The 14209-nt window shown below is 66.1% G+C and carries 15 protein-coding genes; 9 read left to right on the top strand and 6 right to left on the bottom strand.

Annotation, left to right across the window (positions count from 1 at the left end; translation table 11 throughout):
• Positions 1 to 83: 83 nt before the first annotated feature.
• The 3 genes from Q8O96_RS30505 to Q8O96_RS30515 all read right to left on the bottom strand — a co-directional run bounded on the left by Q8O96_RS30505 (position 84) and on the right by Q8O96_RS30515 (position 3012).
• The gene (locus Q8O96_RS30505) at positions 84 to 809 is read right to left on the bottom strand and encodes an META and DUF4377 domain-containing protein (protein ID WP_240322012.1); all 726 of its coding nucleotides are present in this window, start codon (positions 807 to 809) and stop codon (positions 84 to 86) included.
• 345 nt (positions 810 to 1154) lie between these two features.
• Entirely contained in the window at positions 1155 to 2519 is a 1365-nt protein-coding gene (locus Q8O96_RS30510) for a hypothetical protein (RefSeq protein WP_305950047.1), read from the bottom strand.
• A gap of 181 nt (positions 2520 to 2700) precedes the next feature.
• Positions 2701 to 3012: a hypothetical protein gene (locus tag Q8O96_RS30515; protein ID WP_102863325.1), complete on the bottom strand. Its 312-nt coding sequence runs from the start codon at positions 3010 to 3012 to the stop codon at positions 2701 to 2703.
• Positions 3013 to 3255: 243 nt separating this feature from the next.
• Between Q8O96_RS30515 and Q8O96_RS30520 the strand changes: the two genes are divergently transcribed.
• From Q8O96_RS30520 to Q8O96_RS30530, 3 genes are read left to right on the top strand one after another with little or no spacing between them, the layout of a single operon-like run.
• Complete coding sequence (locus tag Q8O96_RS30520) at positions 3256 to 3912, top strand: STN domain-containing protein (protein WP_102863578.1); 657 nt, start codon at positions 3256 to 3258, stop codon at positions 3910 to 3912.
• Complete coding sequence (locus tag Q8O96_RS30525) at positions 3909 to 4454, top strand: RNA polymerase sigma factor (protein WP_102863326.1); 546 nt, start codon at positions 3909 to 3911, stop codon at positions 4452 to 4454. Before Q8O96_RS30520 ends, Q8O96_RS30525 begins: the two co-directional genes overlap by 4 nt.
• A gap of 38 nt (positions 4455 to 4492) precedes the next feature.
• Positions 4493 to 5443, top strand: a complete 951-nt coding sequence (locus tag Q8O96_RS30530) for a FecR domain-containing protein (RefSeq protein WP_102879105.1) — start codon at positions 4493 to 4495, stop codon at positions 5441 to 5443.
• Positions 5444 to 5817: 374 nt separating this feature from the next.
• Here Q8O96_RS30530 and Q8O96_RS30535 read toward each other — a convergent pair whose 3' ends face one another.
• Together Q8O96_RS30535 and gspH are read right to left on the bottom strand one after the other, a co-directional pair.
• Positions 5818 to 6426 carry a type II secretion system protein J gene (locus Q8O96_RS30535; RefSeq protein ID WP_305950048.1) on the bottom strand — a complete coding sequence of 203 codons (609 nt, stop codon included), beginning with the start codon at positions 6424 to 6426 and terminating at the stop codon, positions 5818 to 5820.
• On the bottom strand, positions 6423 to 6887 hold the full coding sequence (gspH, locus tag Q8O96_RS30540; protein ID WP_258009269.1) for a type II secretion system minor pseudopilin GspH: 465 nt from the start codon (positions 6885 to 6887) through the stop codon (positions 6423 to 6425). The genes Q8O96_RS30535 and gspH overlap by 4 nt, the downstream gene beginning before the upstream one ends.
• A 127-nt stretch (positions 6888 to 7014) precedes the next feature.
• Here gspH and Q8O96_RS30545 point away from each other — a divergent pair, with 127 nt between their 5' ends.
• The gene (locus Q8O96_RS30545; protein WP_240322011.1) at positions 7015 to 7443 is read left to right on the top strand and encodes a type II secretion system protein N; all 429 of its coding nucleotides are present in this window, start codon (positions 7015 to 7017) and stop codon (positions 7441 to 7443) included.
• Between the two features lie 3 nt (positions 7444 to 7446).
• On the opposite strand, the gene gspI is transcribed toward Q8O96_RS30545, so the two are convergent.
• On the bottom strand, positions 7447 to 7833 hold the full coding sequence (gspI, locus tag Q8O96_RS30550; protein ID WP_305950049.1) for a type II secretion system minor pseudopilin GspI: 387 nt from the start codon (positions 7831 to 7833) through the stop codon (positions 7447 to 7449).
• Between the two features lie 148 nt (positions 7834 to 7981).
• On the opposite strand from gspI, the gene gspG reads away from it, so the two are divergent.
• Genes gspG through gspD form a run of 5 tightly spaced genes read left to right on the top strand, consistent with a single transcriptional unit; the run spans position 7982 to position 13541 of the window.
• Positions 7982 to 8428 (top strand): type II secretion system major pseudopilin GspG, encoded by a 447-nt coding sequence (gspG, locus tag Q8O96_RS30555; RefSeq protein WP_102863332.1) that lies wholly within the window; start codon positions 7982 to 7984, stop codon positions 8426 to 8428.
• Between the two features lie 8 nt (positions 8429 to 8436).
• A complete protein-coding gene (gene gspK / locus Q8O96_RS30560) occupies positions 8437 to 9420 on the top strand; it encodes a type II secretion system minor pseudopilin GspK (RefSeq protein WP_305950050.1) in 984 nt (327 codons plus the stop codon).
• Positions 9417 to 10601: a type II secretion system protein GspL gene (gene gspL / locus Q8O96_RS30565; protein WP_305950051.1), complete on the top strand. Its 1185-nt coding sequence runs from the start codon at positions 9417 to 9419 to the stop codon at positions 10599 to 10601. Before gspK ends, gspL begins: the two co-directional genes overlap by 4 nt.
• The gene (gene gspM / locus Q8O96_RS30570; protein ID WP_102863335.1) at positions 10594 to 11154 is read left to right on the top strand and encodes a type II secretion system protein GspM; all 561 of its coding nucleotides are present in this window, start codon (positions 10594 to 10596) and stop codon (positions 11152 to 11154) included. Before gspL ends, gspM begins: the two co-directional genes overlap by 8 nt.
• Positions 11151 to 13541 carry a type II secretion system secretin GspD gene (gene gspD / locus Q8O96_RS30575; protein ID WP_305950052.1) on the top strand — a complete coding sequence of 797 codons (2391 nt, stop codon included), beginning with the start codon at positions 11151 to 11153 and terminating at the stop codon, positions 13539 to 13541. The genes gspM and gspD overlap by 4 nt, the downstream gene beginning before the upstream one ends.
• Positions 13542 to 14209: the final 668 nt, after the last annotated feature.

Raw genomic sequence — 14209 nt, forward strand, 5'->3', positions numbered from 1 at the left:
GAACAAAAAAAGCCCCGTATCGCAAGATACGGGGCTTTTTTATTGCCTGGCGTCGGTGCCGGCAGGCGGTTGTCGGGTAAGGTTTAGCGGGTCTTGGCCGAGGCGTCCTGCTCGACCACCATGTCCAGCACGTAGACCGTGGACGGGGCGTCGGCAGGCGGGTTCTTCCATTCGTATTGCTTGACCCGCAGCACGTTGCGCACGCCGTCCTGGTGCTCGTAACCCTCGATGGACTGGTACAGCGGATGCCAGGCGTCCTGGGTCGGCAGTTGCAGGCCGGCGGCATCGTAGCGGCGCTCACGCACTTGCAGGCACTGGAAGTCGGGGATCAGCGGGTGGCTGCATTTGACGGTCTGGGCCGCCACTTCCAGGAAGCGCGTCTGGCCCTGGCTGCCGTAGCGGGTTTCGGGGGTGGGCTGGCCTACGAACTTGAGCTGGGTGCCGTCCTGGGTGGTCAGTTGCAGGGTCGGAGTCGATTCGTCGCCGCCGAAGGTGGTGCGCAGGTCGCCCTTGAACAGGCGGCCGACTTCGGCATCCAGGGTCATCAGGCTGGGGTCGCAGGCCATCATGGTCGAGGCCAGGGGCTGGACCTTGAGCACGCCGTTTTCAGACTGGAAACCGCCGAACTGGCGGTTGCAGCCGCCGCTGATGTTGAGGTTCTGCCCGGTGAAGGTCAGGCGCAGTTGGCGCTCGATGCCCTTGTCCAGGGCGGCAACGGGTTTGCCCGCCGCGTCGCTGGCCGAGACCAGTTGCCAGTAGTAGGCGGCCAGTGCTGGTTGGGCGCTGACGGAGGCAGTGCTGGCGGGCATGGAAGAGGATCCTTCAGGGGGAGTGGACGCCGGGGTGCAGGCCTGGAGCAGGGCGGCACAGACGGATACGAGGAGGATGTTTTGCTTCATGGTTCGCTCTTTCAGCCTTGATGGAGTATGGCCTGGCGCATGGGCGGCAGGCCCAGGCCGGTAACCTGTGGCAGTGATGCGCGGCGCCCGCCACCTGGGCCGGGCGCCGCCGGACGACCGCTGCCGTTACCGATTGCGATGTGACAGCACTGTGCCAGTTCGGTTTCATGGTCGCTGGCCAGCGGGAGTGTTACCAAATCTTGCGCGCGCGTTGCAAGCAGCGCCCCGGATTGCCCGCCGCCCAGTGTCCCGGGCTTACCAGAACCAGTAAGGCAGGAATTTGGGCGTTGGTTCATTGGCCAGTTCAAGGTGATAGGTGATGGCGTTGAAAAAGAACCCATCGAGCAAGAGAAACGCCGCCACGCCGAACGCCAGGACGATCACCTCGTAATGCCGGTGCTCGGCGTATTGCCGGCCGATCCAGTAGCGCACGCCGCTGAGCAGGACAAAGCTTGCGAACACACCGGCGAAGTTGGGCTGCAAGGGCTGGGCGGCAAACGCGTTGTAGCCCAGTACCAGCAGCGCCAGGACCGCGCCGCAGGCCGGCAGGTTCAGGCACAGGCGCAGCAGGCGTTTGCGGGTGGCGCTGAACAGGCCGTTGGGGTCGACGAATATATAGGCCGCCAGCAGGGAAATGGCCGGGGTGATGGACACGATGTAACGCGCCTTCTTCGAGTTGGGAATGCTGAAGAACAGGATCAGCACCAAGAACCAGGCGCCCAGGTACAGCAGCAGGCGCGGTGCCGACGGCGGCGGCGCGCTGAACCCCGGCCTGGCGCTTCTGACCATGACACACAGGGCGTAGAACGCGGTGAAGCTGTAGGTGATCAGCCCGACGCTGAAGTAGAAGTAATAGCGTGGCGAGTGATTGCTGGCGATCCGGCCCAGGCCCTGCATCTCCAGCACTTGCTGCATGAAGGCGTCACCGCCCTGCACCTGGGCGGCCCAGGCCAGCAGGGCGACCCCGGCGGCGAACAGCAGGCCGCTCAGCAGCGAGAACCCGACCAGGGTCCGCCACTGCCGGCTCAGCAGGTAATAGGTGCCGACCACCAGTGCCGGGCCGATCATGCCGATCGGCCCGCGCAGTGCAAAGCCCAGGATCAGCCCAAGCAATACCAGCGCCAGGCGTGCGCGCTGTTGCTTGAGATCGGCGGTGTAGGCCAGGTAGAAGCAGCCCGCGGTGATCAGGGCGGGGTAGATGTCCAGGGCCAGGGAGTTGACGCTGTCCAGGAACGCCCAGGTGAACAGCGCAAAGAGCACGCCGCAGACGCCCCATTTCTGCTCATGCAGGGCCCCCAGTTTGTAGATGAACACCAGCATCAGCGACGCGGCAATGCACAGGGGCAGGCCCATCGACAGCACGGACAGCTGGCCGAAGGGCAGCGACGCCAGGTAGACCAGCACCGTGTTGACAACGGTGTAGTCGGGATACGGCTGCAGATCCTCGGCGATGGGGAACAGCGTCATGCCGTGCTGCAGCATGTAGTCGGCGAAGTCGACGAAGCGCGTGGTGTAGTTGAGGACGGCCGGTTTGTATTGCAGGCCCATGAGCAGCACCAGGGCCACCAGGAAAATACTCAGGCCGGGTCGTTGCCAGATTTGTTTTTGAACGCTTTCCATGTTCACAACACACAAAAAAGCCGACGGTATGGTGGCCAGCACTCGAACGCGTGCACGAATGGCGGCGTGGCAGGTTGCTGGCACCGGTGTTTGGGTGCAGCAATCTAGCGCGGCCGAGGTTAACGGCCGGTATAGGGGCGCAATCCCGATAGTGGCCGCTTGAGGGCGGAGGAACTGGCCCTCAGGGCCGTTGCGGCTTGACCGAAGTGCCGAAGGTATTCCCCATGCGCACGCTGGTGGCGGCCGGTGTCGAGAGCCCGACCTGGTTCGGCGGGCGCTTGTGCACCGGGTCCTCCATGGCCTGTTGATTGGCCTGGGCCGCCTTGACGGCGTCCGGGTCGTTGCCCATCTGTTTGCTCAGGCAGTTGTAGTCGGGGGCCTTGTAGCCGCCGACGCTGACTTCCACACAACCCTCGCGGGCCTCCTCGGCCTGCAGCGTCCAGGGCAGGGCGCACAGCAACAAGGTGGCGGCGTATTGGCTTGAACGATTCATCCTGGCCTCCTGGCAGACCCGGGAAAGCGGGCCTCGATGCCGGCCGAGTGTAGTGCAAACCGATGACTGAAAAAGTGATGGTTTTTTTGCCGTGGCCGTAACACCAGATTCATAAACTGGCCTCAGGATGACGCTTTTAGGGATTGGACTGCAGTGCAGCGACGCAGCGCGCAGGTCGGGCGATGGACTTCATTGCACGGGGGCTTGGCGACCTGTGTGCTGGGGTTCGTGCTGCTGGCGTTGATGCCGCAGGGCTGGGGCCAGCCCGCTGTCGAGGGACCGCCCCGGGTGGATTCCCAGGCCTTGCTGACGCTGGAGATTCCGGCGCAGAACCTGGTGGATGCCCTGGAGCTGTTCAGTCGCGCCACAGGAATGGCGGTGCTGGTGGATCGGGAGTTGACCCGGGGGCGGCGGTCGGTGGGGATCAAGGGCCGCTACAGCGCTCAGGAGGGCTTGAGTCGCCTGCTGGCGGGCAGTGGCCTGATGGCCCGTTATGCCCGCAGCGATGCCTTCACCCTGCAGGTGCCGCAGGCCACGCCGGCCACGCCGCTACCGGGTGCGGGAAGCAGCCGGGCGGCGCGGCTCAACAGCAGTTATGCCAGTGCCGTGCAACAGGCGGTGGAGCACAGTCTGTGTGGTTCGGCGCTGACCCGTCCGGGCCGCTTTCGCGCCTTGCTGCAACTGTGGATCGGCGCCGATGGCCGGGTGCAGCACAGCCGCCTGGTGAGCTCCACCGGCGATTTGCAGCGCGATGAAGCCTTGGTGCAGCGCCTGGCAGACACCCGGGTTCAGCGCCAGGCGCCCAGCTCGCTGCGCCAGCCGCTGACCTTACTCTTGATACCGGACACAACAGGGAAACGCATGGACTGCAGGGAATGGGAAGGAGCTTCCGGGGTATGAAAAATACCGCACAGAGTGCGATGGTCAGGCTGTTCCTGACGTCCTACGAGGACTTTCGGGTGCGCTTGCGCAGGCGCCTAGGCTCCGAGGACCTGGCCAACGACGTCCTGCATGAAACCTACCTGCGGGTCGACCGCATGGAAGAGCCGCCCAACCTGCTGCAACCCAATGCCTACCTCTATCGCATGGCCCTGAACATTGCCGCCGACCGCCGCCAGTCCGACGCCCGGCTGCTGACCGGCGACGAGGTCGAGGAACTGCTGCACATCGCCGATGACACCCTGGACCCGTCGCGGGTGGTGGGCGGCCAGAAAGAAATCCAGACCCTGCTCAAAGCCCTCTACGAACTGCCGGCGCGGCGGCGCAAGATCTTTATCGCCGCGCGCCTGGAAGAGGCGCCGCACCTGGAAATTTCCCAGCGTTTCGGCATTTCCACACGGATGGTGGAGAAAGAAATCAAGGCTGCCCTGGGCCATTGCGCCTTGCGCCTTGAAAGAAAAGTCATTCAGCGGTTCGGTCCCGGGGCCGGAAAACTGTCCTAGACAAAGAGTCCCTGATCAATCCGTGAGTACCTGCGCGCTTGAACATTTTTAGCATCTGCACCCCCCAGGCCTCGGCGGACCCGCAACTGCTGAGGGAAGCCCAGGACTGGCTGGTCCTCCTGACTTCGGGTCGGGCCACCGTGGCCGACGCCCGGGCGCTGCGCCAATGGTGCGCACAAAGCCCGCAGCACGCGGCCGCCTTCGAGCACACCAAGGCCCTGTGGCACTGCCTGCAACCGGCAGCCCAGCAGCTGGAGCAACAGTCCCGGCCCCGGCACTTGGGGCGTCGGGCGTTCCTGGGTGGCGCGATTGCGGCGTCGGCGGCGCTGTTCATGGTGCGGTTCACTGTCCCGGGCGGCTTTGCCGGGCTGACCGCGGATTTCGCCACCGACGTCGGTGAGCAGCGGCGGGTGGACCTGGCCGAGGGCGTGAGCCTGGAGCTCAATACCCAGACCCGCATCAGCCGCCGCGACCCAGGCGCGGGCGAGCAGGGCATTGAACTGCTGGAGGGCGAGGTGGAAGTCTTCAGCCACAGCACCCAGGCGCTCAAGGTCCAGGCCGGAGATGGCTGGCTGAGTGCGCGCCAGGCGCGCTTCAATTTGCGCAACACCGATCATCAGGTGTGCGTGACCTGCATCGAAGGCAGCCTGCAAGTGGCAGTGGCGGGGCGCAGCATTCGCCTGGACAGTGGCCGACAACTGACCTACGACGCCAGGGCGGTGGGCGAGCCGATCGCCGTGGACCCCCGCAGCGTGATCGCCTGGCGCGAGCAGGTGCTGGTGTTCGACAACGCCAGCCTCAACACCGTGATCAGCGAGATCAACCGCTATCGTCCGGGGATGCTGGTGCTGCTCAATGCCGAGTTGGGCCAGCGCAAGGTCCAGGCGCGCTTCAACCTCAACCAGTTGGCGGGCGTGGCCTTGCTGATTCGCGACGCCTATGGCGCCAAATGCACCGAGCTGCCCGGTGGCGTGGTACTGCTCAGCTGACCCCCCGCGAGATCCCTGCGTCTCCTGCGTCGGAATGCCGCCCAAGCCGTTCGCAGCCTGCGGCAGCGGCTACAGAAACTCCGGATCGACATTGGCCTTGTAGCCGCTGCCGAGCCTCTGGCGAGGCTGCGAAAAGGCCCGCAGGGCCTTGCCTGGCGATCGTCCGTCGATCTTGGGCGGACTCAAGATCCCCGCGTCTCCTGCGTCGGAATGCCGCCCAAGCCGTTCGCAGCCTACGGCAGCGGCTACACAAACTCCGGATCGACATTGGCCCTGTAGCCGCTGCCGAGCCTCTGGCGAGGCTGCGAAAAGGCCCGCAGGGCCTTGCCTGGCGATCTTGCGTAGAACCCTCAGCGCTTCGAACCCGCAGCGTGTTAGAGCAAGGGCCCTAGCACTTGCCGGTAGCGCTCTTCGCCCTGGGGTGTTTGCCGCACCAGGCGGATCTCCAGGCCCGGGGGATTGTCCTGGCGATTGCCACTGAGTTGACGCCAGCCTTTGTCAGGGTTCCAGACCCGTACCTGCAAGTCGCTGACCCGGCCGAGCACGGCCACTCCGTTCTTGGGCGCCGGCAACGGATAGCGGTCCCGAACCTCGGCCTCGGCGCGGTACAGGGTGTCGCCCTTGAGCCACCAGCGCACGCGTTGCAAGCCAACCCCCGGGGCGGGGGCGCTGCGGATCACTTCCAGGCGAAAGCCCTTGCTGTCGGAACTGCGCACGCTCAGCGGGGCGGGGCTGTCGGGTTCGGCTTCGTCGGTCTCGTCCAGGTTCGGTTCGCGCAACTGGGAAGCGGCCCGCAAGGCCACGTCGCGCTCCAGCTGATTGAGGCTGCGCAGCAGTTCCTCGGTCTGTTCGGTACTGGCCCGCAGATGGCTGTCGGCCCGGGTGACGCTGTCCAGGCCGCGCCAGGCAATCAGGCTGACCAGCGCCATGAGCATGATCGCCACCATCACCTCGATCAGGGTAAAGCCGCGTTGTGTCGTCATGGCTGGCTCACCACCCGCAACTGGCCGCTGGCGCTGCGTTCTACCCGCAAGCTGTTCTGGCCGTCGGACAGCACCACCTGCAGTGGCGGGTTGATCCATTCGGCGTTCAGTACCAGGCGCTGCCTGGGCTCGATATGCACCTGCAGCGTCGGGCTTTGCCACTGCCGTGGCCGCAGTTGCCGGTCGTGGCGAAAGTCGTCGATGCCGCTGCCCTCGTCCTCGCGGCGGCTGAAGGTATAGCCCTTGGCCGTGGCCCGCCAGGTGATCGGCCGGCCGTCGGCCCGGGCTTCGGCCTGGGCCACTTGCAGCAACTGGGCCAGGCCTTCGGCGTCCTTGCGCAGGGTCTGCAGCGGATCGGGGCGGATGCTCAAGCCCACGGCGGCGCTGGCGATGCCGATGATCACCAGCACCACCATCAGTTCGATCAGGGTAAAGCCCTGTTGCTTGCCTGTGTGTCGCACCTTGTGCTCCTTGGCGACGGGACTGGCGTGCCCGACGCAGATGATCGTGCAGTGAAATAAAACCGTGAGAATTGAGCGGTAGGCTGTGGCAACGGACAAACAGGAGGTCCCGCCGATGCTACGTGCCATGTCATTTCCGTCGCGCCTTGACGCCCCCCGGTTGCTGCAATACGCGGCGTTGCTGGCGGCCCTGGCCGGTGTTGCCACCTGGTCGTCGCTGCTGCTGACCCCGGCGCAATCCCAACCCCCGGCAGTGGCGCCCCAGGTGCTCGCCGCGCGCTCCGACAACCCGGCCTTGCAGTGGTTTGCCAACCAGCCGGTGCAGGTGGATATCAAGGTGTCCGGGGTCATGGCCGGCGCCCGTGGCGCGGTGGCGATCCTGAGCCTGAACGACGGTCCGCCGCGCAGCTTCCTGGCCGGCGAGCAACTGACCCAAGGGGTGCGCCTGGCCGCCGTCGAGGCCGACGGCGTGCTGATCGAGCGCGGCGGCGAACAGTCGCGGATCAAGGTCAGCAAGCTGCCGGACTCGCCGCTGCTGCCACGGCTGACACGCTGACCCTCACTGGCGCGGCGCCTGGGGCCGGCTGATCAGGGTTTCCAGGCGGGCCAGGGGCGGCGCCTCGCGGCTGCGCTCGCGCACCTGGACGCTGACCCGCACCAGCCCGGTCGCGGTCGCGGCGCCAATCGCCTGTTCGCAGCGCAGCTTCAGGCGCCCCTGGTCGCAATCGACGCTCTTCAATCCGCTGGGCAAACGGCCTTCCAGGCGCAACTCGGCGAGCCGGCTCTGCGCCGCCAGCAAGGCCAGGGACTTGTCCCGCAGCAGGCCGTTGCTCTGGGTCATCAGCCCGGCCACGCGCACTGCTGCGGCCATCGCCACGGCAATGATGGCCAGGGCCACCAGCACCTCGATCAGGGTAAATCCAGCTTGTTTGGACACGGCTCGCATGGGCCCCTCGCGACTGGGAAACAGCCTCGCAGACTAGCTTGCGGGCTTGACCGAATGGCGACTGAAACTCCCGAGGTTTTTCAATACCACTGACATATCTTCTTGCAACACTGCGCGACGAATCGAACTCAAGCCAAGGAATGTCGAGATGGATATCGCGCCTGTCACCTCAACCGCAGCACCCCGAAGCCAGCGTGGCTTCACCCTGATCGAGATCATGGTGGTGGTGGTCATCCTCGGGATTCTGGCCGTGATGGTGGTGCCCAAGGTCCTGGACCGTCCGGACCAGGCTCGGGCCACGGCGGCCAAGCAGGACATCGCCGGCCTGATGCAAGCCTTGAAGCTGTATCGCCTCGACCACGGCAGCTACCCGAACATGAACCAGGGCCTCAAGGTGCTGGTGGAGCGTCCGGCCAATGCCAAGGACAGCAACTGGCGCTCCTACCTGGAGCGGCTGCCCAACGATCCCTGGGGCCGTCCGTATCACTACCTCAACCCGGGGGCCAATGGTGAGGTGGATGTGTTCTCCCTCGGTGCCGACGGCCAGCCCGATGGCGACGGCGTGAATGCCGATATCGGCTCCTGGCAGCTGTAAGGCCGGCCATGAACAGCCATTCGCCCCATGCGGCGAAGCAGCGTGGCATGGCCATCATCAGCGCCTTGCTGATCGCCGCGGTGGTGGCGGTGCTGGCCGCCGCCATGCTCTCCCGGCAAAGCACCTTGACCCGCAGCGTGGAAGCCGAGCAGGCGCGGGTGGTGGGGATCGGGGTGTTGCAGGGCGGCCTGGAATACAGCCGGCAGTTGCTCTGGGACGCCCGTCAGCGTGACGTCCTGACCCGACTCGACCAGGCCTGGGCGCGGCCCATCGGCGATCAGGCCCTGGGCGGCTTCAACGCGGGGTTCCAGGGCCGCCTGCAAGACCTGCAAGGCAAGTTCAACCTGCGCAATCTGGTGTTCAACCAGCAAGTGGACCCGGTGCAGTTGCAGGCCTTCGAACAGCTGTGTCAGCTGATCGGCATCGACAGCGCCCTGAGCCGACGCATCAGCCAGCGGGTGATCGCTTCCTATCCCCAGCGCTTGGGCAGCACAGCGCACGCCGCCAGCCAAGCGGGCAGCTTCAACAGCGGTCGCCTGACGTCTCCGGGCGCGGCGACCCAGACCTTGCCGCCCCGTCAGCCGATGCTGCGCAGCCTGGACGAGCTGCGGGGCATACAGGGTCTGGACGAGGCCCGGCTGGCCCGTCTTGAACCCTACGTCAGCATCCTGCCGGGCAACACCTGGATCAACGGCAACACCGCCAGCGCCGAGGTACTCACGGCGGCGGTGCCGGGGCTGCCACTGTCCCGGGCCAAGGCCCTGGTGGCGGAGCGTGATGCCGGGCACTGGTTCATCAACCGTGGCGACTTCCTCAACCGTCTACGCATGCCCCATCTTGCGGTAGAGCAGATCAAGGTCGGCATCACCAGCGAATGGTTCCTGCTCCAGGGCCGGGCTCGCCGCGATCAGCGCCGGGTCAGCCTGGAGGCCCTGTTGCACCGTCCCGAGGACCGCATGCCCCAGGTGATCTGGTCGCGGGTGGGGGCATGAGTCGCTTGCGCATCGCCTTGCCGCCCCTGGCCGAGTTGATTGCGGCTGAAGCGCCATTGGCCTGCCCGGTGGACTTCGCCCGGCTCGATCGCAGTGGGCGGGTCGGGGAGATCGGTCGCTGTCCCCTGGGGCAACTGGCCCAGGGCGGCAAGCCGGTGCCGGTGGAGTGCTTCCTGCATCCGTTGGACAGCCTGCTGACCCATATCGAATTGCCTCAGTTGCCGGCGGCGCGGATCAAGGCCGCGGTGGACTGCGCCGCCCAGGCGCTGATCCTCGGCCCCAGTGAGCAGATGCACGTGGCCCATGGCACCCGGGATGCCCAGGGGCAGGTGGCCCTGAGCTGGTTGCCCAAGACCGCGCTGCAAGCCCTGGGGCGTCTGTTGGCACAGGCCTGCCTGAAGCTTCAGGGGCTGTACCCGGCGCCTTATGCCTTGCCGGTGCCGCCGCCGGGGCAAGCCAACCTGTGCCTGCTCGATGGCCAGCTGCTGCTGCGCCAGAGCAGCGGGCAGGGCAGCGTGCAGCCGCTGGTGGAAGAAACCCTGGAGCAGTTGCGGGCTTCGGGCTGCGAGGTGGGCTGGATCGGCGATGCCGCGCCGCCGGCCTGCCAACTGCTGCCGGGCGAGCAACGCTGGAGCGGCCCGCTGCCGGGATGGGGCTTGCACGCTGGCGCTGTGGCGGGGGGCGTGAAGGTCCAAGGCTGGGGCCGGGCCCTGGGGTGCTGCGCCCTGGCCGTGCTGGTCTGGGTCGTGGGGCTGAACCTGTATGCCGCCCGTGAGGCCGAGCAGGGCCAGCGGCTCAAGGCGCAGATGAGTCAGCGGGTCAAGCAGGTGTTCCCTCAGTTACCGGTGGTGCTCAATCCCCTGCAACAGGCCCGCCAGCAACTGGCGGCGCAGCAGAGCGGGGCGGCTGACCCGACCCAGGTGTTCAGCCGTCTGTTGCAGCAGGCCGGCAGCGCCATGCCCTTCATGGTGGGCAGCGTGCAGAGCCTGAGTTTCGCCGAGGACCGCTTGCAGCTGGAGCTGCTGCCGGACACGCCCAAGAGCGCCGACAGCGCCTGGCAGGGCGCCTTGACCCAGGCCGGCTACAGCGTCCGGGCGCAGGACAATGGCTGGAGCCTGAGCCCGGCCGCAGACGAGCCGGCCAACGTCGCCGACCACACCTCGGGAGCTGAAGATGAATAAGGCCAGGCTGGCGCAGTATCAGGCGCGCTGGTCGCGTCTGCGGACCCAGTTCCAGGCCCACTGGAACACTCTGGCGCTGCGGGAAAAACGCCTGCTCAGCGCTACCGCCCTGGGCGTGCTGGGGCTATTGCTGTGGTGGCTGCTGATCCAGCCGCCGCTGAAGACGATCGATTACTGGCAAGCCGAGACGCCGAAGCTACGCGCCCAGGCCGAGGCCCTGGAAGTGCTGTTGCACGAGGCGGCGGGCCCTGACAGCCGGGGCGCGAGCCTTGAGCAATCCTTGCGCCAGACCCTGGACGGCGCCGGGCTCAAGGACCACTACCAGTTGCAACAGCCTGATGAAGCCGGCCCCGAGAGCTGGCGGTTGACCTTTGAGCAGGCCCCGGCGGATGCCGTGGTCGGCTGGCTGCTGGGGGCTCCCCGGCAGCTTTCACTGCAGGTGGTGGAGGCCCGTCTGCAACGCGCAGCCGCGGCCGCCGCCCAAGACTCGGCAGGCACACTGTCCGGGACCGTTCGCATGGATCAGGCGCAGGGCGCTAAGGAAGCTTCATGAAGTGGTCAGGTTGCAATTACGTGCGCCAGTGTCGCAAGGCCGCACCTTTTCTGCTGCTGGCGTTGGGGGCCTGCAGCAACACCCCGTCCACCACGCCGCCGCCCTTGCTGGTGGACAGCGAACTGGGCCAGCCCCTGGCCAATACCCAGCGCAGCGGCGATGCCCTGCTGGATCGCCAGCGCTTGCAGGCACAGCAGGCTCAGCGGCCGAAAGTCCTGCATCCGGTGACCAACAGCAGTCGCGGCCACAGCAGCCCGCGCAGCACCAGCGTGCCGCGCAACCCCCTGGGCAATCAGCCGGTGCAACTGAACTTCGTCGACGCCGATATCCAGGCGGTGGTGCGGGCCTTGTCCCGCTCCACCGGCCAGCAGTTCCTGGTGGACCCGCGGGTCAAGGGCAGCCTGACCCTGGTCAGCGAAGGCCAGGTGCCGGCCCACCAGGCCTACGACATGCTGCTGGCGGCGCTGCGCATGCAGGGCTTTTCCGTGGTGGACGTGGGCGGCGTGGCCCAGGTGGTGCCGGAGGCCGATGCCAAGCTGCTGGGCGGACCGATCTACAGCGCCGACAAGCCAGCGGGCAACGGCATGCTGACCCGCACCTTTCGCCTGCAATACGAAAATGCGGTGAACCTGATCCCGGTGCTGCGGCCTATCGTTTCGCCGAACAACCCGATCAACGCCTACCCGGGCAACAACAGCATCGTGGTCACCGACTATGCCGAGAACCTGCAGCGAGTCGCGCAGATCATCGACGGCATCGACACCCCCAGCGCCATCGACACCGATGTGGTAGCGGTGCAGAACGGCATCGCCGTGGACATCGCGACCATGGTGGCCGAACTGCTGGAAACCCAGGGCGCCGACCAGACCCAGAAAATCAGCGTGATTGGCGACCCGCGTTCCAACTCCATCATCATCCGTGCCGGCAGCCCGGAGCGCACCGAGCTGGCGCGCAACCTGATCTACAAACTGGACAACGCCCAGAGCAACCCGAGCAACCTGCACGTGGTCTACCTGCGCAACGCCCAGGCCGGCAAGTTGGCCCAGGCCCTGCGCGGGCTGCTGACCGGCGAAAGCGACAGTGGCAGCAGCGACGGCGCCCGGGCCATGCTCAGCGGCATGGGCGGCAACAGCCAGAGCGGCCAGAGCCCGACCCAGAACAGCAGCGGCACGCCCACCGGCAGCGGCAACGTCAGCAGCAGTGGCAGCAGTGCCTACGGCCAGGGCAGCAACTCCGGCAGCGGCTTGAGCGGCACTGGCCAGGCAACGGATCAGAACACCGCCTTCAGCGCCGGCGGGGTCACCATCCAGGCCGACGCCACCACCAACACTTTGCTGATTTCCGCTCCGGACCCGCTGTACCGCAACCTGCGGGAAGTCATCGACCAGCTCGACCAGCGTCGCGCCCAAGTGGTGATCGAAAGCCTGATCGTCGAAGTGGGCGAGGAGGACGCCAGCGAATTCGGCGTGCAGTGGCAGGCCGGCAACCTGGGTGGGCGTGGCGGCTTTGGCGGGGTCAACCTCGGCGGCAGCGGGCTGATGGGGACACCGGCCAGCAAGACCAGCATCGACGTCTTGCCCAAGGGCCTGAACATCGGCGTGGTCAACGGCACCGTGGACATCCCGGGGATCGGCAAGGTGCTGGACCTCAAGGTCCTGGCCCGAGCGTTGAAGAGCAAGGGCGGGACCAACGTGTTGTCGACGCCGAATCTTTTGACCCTGGACAACGAGGCGGCGAGCATTTTTGTTGGCCAGACCATTCCCTTTGTCACCGGCAGCTATGTCACCGGAGGCGGCGGCACCAGCAACAACCCGTTCCAGACCGTGCAGCGTGAAGAAGTGGGCCTGAAGCTCAATGTGCGGCCGCAGATTTCCGAGGGTGGCACGGTCAAGCTGGACATCTACCAGGAAGTCAGCAGCGTTGATCCTCGCGCCTCGGTGGATGCCGGGACCGTGACCAACAAACGCGCGATCGATACCAGCATCCTCTTGGATGACGGGCAGATCATGGTGCTGGGGGGGTTGCTGCAGGACGGTTACAGCCAGAGCAATGACGCGGTGCCGTGGCTGTCGAGTATTCCTGGACTTGGGGCATTGTTTCGCAATGAGAAGCGCAGCATTACCAAGACCAACCTGATGGTGTTCCTGCGGCCCTACATCATTCGTGACAGTGGCGCGGGGCGCAGCATTACCCTCAATCGTTACGACTTCATGCGCCGGGCGCAGGGGGAGTTGCAGCCGGAGCGCAGTTGGGCGATGCCGGATATGCAGGCGCCGCAGTTGCCTTCGGCGGCGAAGGCGATTCCGGGGGCGGTGCCGGTTTCGTTGCAGACGCCTGGGGTTGGGCAGGGGCCGCGGGCGACGATCAGGGCGGTGCCGGTGCAATGAATGGGGAGTTGATTCGTTATGGCGGGGAGTGGGGCATATCCGCTGCTGTCGTAGCTGGCAGTTTCGCCTCTGTGGCGAGGGGGATGGAGTGCCTATCTGCTGCTGCGGGTTTGGCGGCTGGCGGGTTTGTCTTGATGGCTTGGGGGTTGGGGGTTGGGTACATATCCGGTGCTGCGGTAACGGCTGCTTATGGTTTCGCCCTTACGGCGAGTCCCTTTTTTTCAAACGCCAAAAAAAGGAACCAAAAAACGCTTGCCCCTCCATGGGCCCCTCGCTGGGGCTCGGGGTGCCCTCGCTTCGGCATTGCTCCGGGGGCCCGCCGCCAACCGGCCATCCCTGGCCGGGTGGCGGCTAGCTCGGCATCCATGCCGAGCTGCCCCCTACGCAACGCCTACGCTCGGCCGGCTGGGAAGGGGCCTGAAGATCAAGATCAAGATCAAAAGCCAAAGCCAAAGCCAAGGTGCGCAGGCTGGTTCCCTGTAGCCGCTGCCGCAGGCTGCGAACGAGCGCTCGCGCTCGCAAAACCAGGCGACGCGGTGGTTCAGGAACATTGGGGAGGCAGGTTTAGCGTCTCCTGCGGAGCCGGTCGCAGCCTTCGGCAGCGGCTACATGTAACGCGAACGGCAATGAAACAGGCCGGCCGGCAGGCCGCCGTCAGATTTTGATCT

Source organism: Pseudomonas sp. LPH60 (assembly GCF_030718165.1).
In the GTDB taxonomy this organism is placed as follows: Bacteria; Pseudomonadota; Gammaproteobacteria; order Pseudomonadales; family Pseudomonadaceae; genus Aquipseudomonas; species Aquipseudomonas danubii.